This is a genomic window from Streptomyces sp. NPDC058195, assembly GCF_042883525.1.
Lineage (GTDB): Bacteria > Actinomycetota > Actinomycetes > Streptomycetales > Streptomycetaceae > Streptomyces.
In genome coordinates, this window is sequence record NZ_JBHVVM010000064.1 from 1 (window position 1) to 5,333 (window position 5,333).

Consider the following 5,333-nt stretch of genomic DNA (forward strand, 5'->3'; position numbering starts at 1 on the left):
AGCTGCTGGCCCGCGTCCGGGAGACCGACCTCGGGGCCTACGCCCACCAGGACCTCCCCTTCGAACGCCTCGTCGACATCATCAACCCCGAACGCACCCTGTCCAGCCACCCCCTCTTCCAGGTCATGCTCACGCTCAACAACGAGCGTGAGCACAGCGCGAACGCCGTTCCGGACAGCCTGGGACAGCTCACCGCGGCACCAGAGGCCGTGGGCGTCGGCACGGCCAAGTCCGACCTGCTCTTCGGGTTCGCCGAGCTGCGGGGGGACGACGGCGGGTTCATGGGTCTGCAGGGCCTGGTGGAGTTCAGCACCGACCTGTTCGAGCCCGCCACCGCCTCCGCCCTCGCCCAGCGCTTCGTGCATCTTCTGGAGACGCTCGTCGGAGCACCCGACCAGGACCTGTCGTCGTGCGACGCGCTGACGCCCGCCGAACGGGACAAGGTCCTCAGGGCGTGGAACGACACGGAGCGCGAGGAGACCGGCGTCTCCGTGGCCGACATGTTCCGCGCCCGGGTGAACGAGGCCCCCGACGACGTGGCCGTCGTCTTCGCCGGAAACACCCTGACGTACGCCGAGCTGGACCGGCGGTCCGACCGGTTGGCCCGGCTGCTGGCCGAGCGCGGCGTCGGACCCGAGAAGTTCGTCGCCGTTGCCCTGGAGCGCTCCGAGTCCTGGGTCGTGACCCTCATCGCCACCCTCAAGGCCGGGGGAGCGGTCATGGCGCTCGACCCCAACTACCCGGCCGAGCGCATCGCCCTCATGCTGGAGGACGGCCGACCGGAGCTCATCGTCACGCAGAACGGTCTGCGCGACCTGGTCGCCCAGGACGGCACACCGGTCCTCCTGCTCGACGACCCCGGGATCGCGGCGACGGTTCTCCACGACGGCGGGACCGCGCCCCGGAACGTGCCGGTCTCCCCGCTCAGCCCGGCCTTCATGGTCTACACCTCGGGATCCACCGGCCGCCCCAAGGGCGTGGTGCTTCTCCACGAGGGCCTGCCCAGCCTGATCTCCACCACCGTCGCCCGCCAGCGTGTCGGCCGGGGCAGCCGTGTCCTGCAGATGGTGTCCATGAGTTTCGACGCCGCGGTCTGGGACGTCCTCGCCTCGCTGCTGACCGGTGCCACGCTCGTCCTGGCGCCCGGTGACCAGCCCCTGGGCAGCGAGATCGCCCGCCTCGTCGGCGCGACCGGCGTGACCCACATGATGCTGCCGCCGGCGGTCTTCGCCAGCCTCCCCGAGGAGGAGTTCCCGGCGGGCCTCACGGTCACCATGGGGGGCGACATCCTCCCGCCGGCCACCGCACACCGCTGGGCCGCCCGGCACCGGGTGATCAACCTGTACGGGCCCTCCGAGATCACCGTCGGGGCCACCTCCTGGGAGTACGAGGCCGACGAGGAGCTCCCCGTCGTCTCGATCGGCACCCCGTTCGACAACCAGAGGCTCTACATCCTGGACACCCGGCTGCGTCCCGTGCCACCGGGCGTCGTCGGTGAGCTGTGGATCGCCGGAGCCGGGCTCGCCCGGGGGTACCACCGGGCGCCGGAGCGGACCGCGGAGAGGTTCGTCGCCAACCCCTACGGCGCTCCGGGCGAGCGGATGTACCGCTCCGGAGACCTCGTCCGCTGGAGGGCGGACGGCACGCTGGAGTTCGCCGGACGCGACGACGGCCAGGTCAAGTTCGGCGGGTTCCGGGTCGAACTCGGCGAAGTGGAATCCGTACTGGTCCGCTTCCCCGGTGTCGCCCAGGCGGCGGCCACCATCCGTGAGGACAGGCCGGGCCACCGCAGGCTCGTCGGCTACGCCCTCCCCGAGCCCGGCGCGGTGCTCGACCAGGAGGAGCTGCGGCACTTCGTCGCGGAGACCCTGCCCGCGTACATGGTTCCCTCCGCGTACGTCGTGGTCGACGAGCTGCCCCTCTCACCGAACGGCAAGGTCGACCACGGCGCGCTGCCCGAGCCGAAGCACGAGGCGTCGTCCGCTCCCCGGGGCCACCGCGAGGAGCTGCTGTGCCGGCTGTTCGCCGAGGTGCTCGGCCTCGAAGCGGTCGGCCCGGACGACCGGTTCTTCGACCTCGGCGGCGACAGCATCTCGTCGATCCAGCTGATCGGCCGGGCGCGGGCCGCGGGGCTCGGTCTCAGCCCCCGTGACGTCTTCACGCACCAGACCCCGGCGACACTCGCCGCCGCGGCCCGGTCCGCCGACGCGTCGGCAGGGGCCGGGAGGCCCGCCGACGACGAGGAGGGGCCGCTGCCGGTCACACCGGTGCTCAGCTGGTTCACCGAACGCGGCGGCAGCGGCGAACGGTTCGCCCAGTCACGGTTCCTGGAGCTGCCGGCGGGCAGCGGCCTTGAGGAGCTGCGGACCACCGTCGAGACGATCGTCCGACGGCACGACGCGCTGCGCCTGAGGCTCGTCGGTGAGGACGGCGAGGACGGCGGGCAGTCGCTGGAGATCCAGGACGAGGACGCGGTGGACCTGGCCGACGCCGTACGCCGCGTCGACCTCGCCGCGGAACCCGACGGCGGAACCGGCCTCCTGGCGAAGGAGACCGAAGCCGCCCGGGGCAGGCTCGACCCGCGCGAGGGACGCAACGTCGAGGTGGTCTGGTTCGACCGCGGCCCCGACGAGGCGGGGCTCGCCCTCGTGGCCATCCACCACTTCGCCGTCGACGAGGTGTCCTGGCGCATCCTGCTGCCCGAGCTGATCGAGTGCTGGAACGCGCTGAGCGAGAACCGGAAGCCGGAACTGCGCCCCATCGGAACCTCGCTCCGCCAGTGGACGCGCGCGCTGCACACCGCGGCCCGCAGCCCCGAACGGACCGCCGAGGCGACGGTGTGGAAGCAGCTCCTCACCGGCCCCGACCAGCCCCTGGGCAAGCGGCCGTTCGACCGGGACCGCGATGTCTTCGGCGCGTCGGCCCGGCTGTCGCTGACCCTGGGCACGGACGTCACCGAACGCGTGCTGTCCACCGTCCCGGCCGCCTTCCACGCCGCCGTCGACGACGTGCTCCTCACCGGCCTGGCCCTCGCGGTCACCCGCTGGCGTGGCAGCGGTACGGCGCTGCTGGTCGACGTGGAGGGCCACGGACGGGACGAGGAGCTGATGCCCGGAGCCGACCTGACGACGACCGTCGGCTGGTTCACCAGCGTCCACCCGGTGCGGCTGGACCTCGGCGGAGTGGACACCGGTGACGCCATGAAGGCGGGTACGGGCGCGGGCCAGGCGGTGAAGACCGTCAAGGAGCAGCTCCGGGCGGTACCGGGAGACGGCACGGGCTACGGACTGCTCCGCTACCTCAACCCCGAGACCTCGGGCGACCTGGCGATGCTTCCCGCCCCGCAGATCGCCTACAACTACCTGGGCCGCACCAAGGGCCAGGCGGCCGATCCCACGACACGGGGTACCGCGGGCGCGGAGGAGTCGCACGGACCGCTGCTGCACCCGGTGGAACTGAACGTGGTGGTCCGCGAGTACGAGGACGGTCCGTCCCTGACGGCCACCTGGACCTGGGCCACCGGCCTGTTCGAACAGGACCGGATCGCCGATCTGGCCCACACCTGGATCGCAGCGCTGGAAGCGCTGGCCGACCACGCCGACAACCCGGACGCGGGCGGGCACACCCCGTCGGACCTGCTCGGTGCCGGACTGAGCCAGAACGAGATCGACGCCATCGAGGCCGAGTGGAGGACTTCGTGAACAACTCAGGTCTGCAGGACATCCTTCCGCTCTCCCCGATGCAGGAGGGCATGCTCTTCCACCGGCTTTACGACGCGGACGCCCCCGACGTCTACGCCGTACAGATGACCGTCGACCTTGAGGGCGACCTGTCCGTGCCCTCCCTGCGGGCCGCGGCACAGGCGCTGCTCGCCCGGCACCCCGGGCTCAGGGCCGCCTTCCGCCACGAAGGACTGAGCCGGCCGGTCCAGCTCATCCCCAAGGCCGTACCACTGCCCTGGTACGACCATGACCTGACCGGCCTCCCGGAGGACGAACGCGAGGCGCGTCTCGCCGAGCTGCTGGAGGCCGACCGGTACGCGCCCTTCGACCTCATGAAGCCGCCCCTGGTGCGGTTCCTGTGCGTACGCCTCGCCGAGGACAGGTACGTGTTCGTGATGTCCAACCACCACCTCCTCTTCGACGGCTGGTCCCAGCCGATCGTCCTCCGCGACCTCGTCACCCTGTACGGAACCGGCGGCGACACCTCCGGACTGCCGCCGGTGCGCCCGCCGCGCGCCCACCTCGAATGGCTGTCGCGCCGGGACGCCGCCGCCGACCGCGCGGCCTGGGCCGAGGTCATGGAGGGCTTCGACGAGCCCTCGCTGCTCGTGCCCCCGGCCTTCGGAGCGCCCCCCGCCCTGCCGGAACTGCTGGAAATGGCCCTGGACGCGGACACCACGGCGGCCCTGACGCAACGGGCCAGGAGCCTGGGCGTCACCACGAGCACCATGGTGCAGACGGCGTGGGCTCTGGTACTGGCCCAGCACACCGGACGTGACGACGTGGTGTTCGGCGCCACCGTCTCCGGCCGCCCCGTCGAGGTCGCGGGAGCCGAGACGATGGTCGGGCTGTTCATCAACACGCTCCCCGTACGGGTCCGGCTGCGCCCCGCGGAAACCCTCGCCGCTCTGGTGACCAGGGTCCAGCAGGAGCAGGCCGACCTCATGCCGCACCACCACTACGACCTGCCTTCGATCAAGCAGCTCAGCGGACTGCGGGGCGACGCCCCGCTGTTCGACTCGCTGCTCATCTACGAGAACTACCCCTCCGCGCCCACCGGAACGGTCAGGGCCGCCTCGGACGGCGGCGGGCTCCGGATCGCCGGGTTCCGGGGACGCGACGCCACGCACTACCCGCTGACCCTGATGGTCATCCCCGGGAGCGAGCTGAACCTGCGCCTCTCCTACCGGCAGGACCTCCTCGACGCGACGGCCGTGCGGACCCTGGGTGAGCGCCTCGTACGGGCCCTGCGCACGCTGGCGAGCGGGACCAGCGCGCCGGTCGGCCGTCTGGACGTGCTGGAGCAGTGGGAGCGCGCCCTTCCCGACGCCCACCGGGGCCCCGTGGCCCAGATGCCGGTGAAGTCGTTGCCGGTGTTGTTCGAGGAGCAGGTGCGTGCGGTGCCGGGGGCTCCGGCGGTGGTGTGTGGTGAGGTGTGTCTGTCGTATGGGGAGCTGGATGGTCGGGTGAATCGTCTGGCTCGGTTGTTGGTGTCGCGTGGTGTGGGTGTGGAGTTGCGTGTGGTGGTGGCGTTGCCGCGGTCGGTGGATGCGGTGGTGGCGTTGTTGGCGGTGTTGAAGGCTGGTGGTTCGTATGTGCCGGTTGATCCGG

2 protein-coding genes are annotated in these 5,333 nt (G+C 71.7%); both read left to right on the forward strand.

The window, feature by feature from the left end; translation table 11 throughout:
* Positions 1-3,701 (forward strand): amino acid adenylation domain-containing protein (locus ACFVWY_RS35410; protein WP_389879019.1); only part of this gene is annotated, 3,701 nt, incomplete at its 5' end.
* Positions 3,698-5,333, forward strand: a 1,636-nt coding sequence (locus tag ACFVWY_RS35415) for a condensation domain-containing protein (protein ID WP_389879020.1), incomplete at its 3' end; no start/stop codon positions are given. The genes ACFVWY_RS35410 and ACFVWY_RS35415, both read left to right, overlap by 4 nt.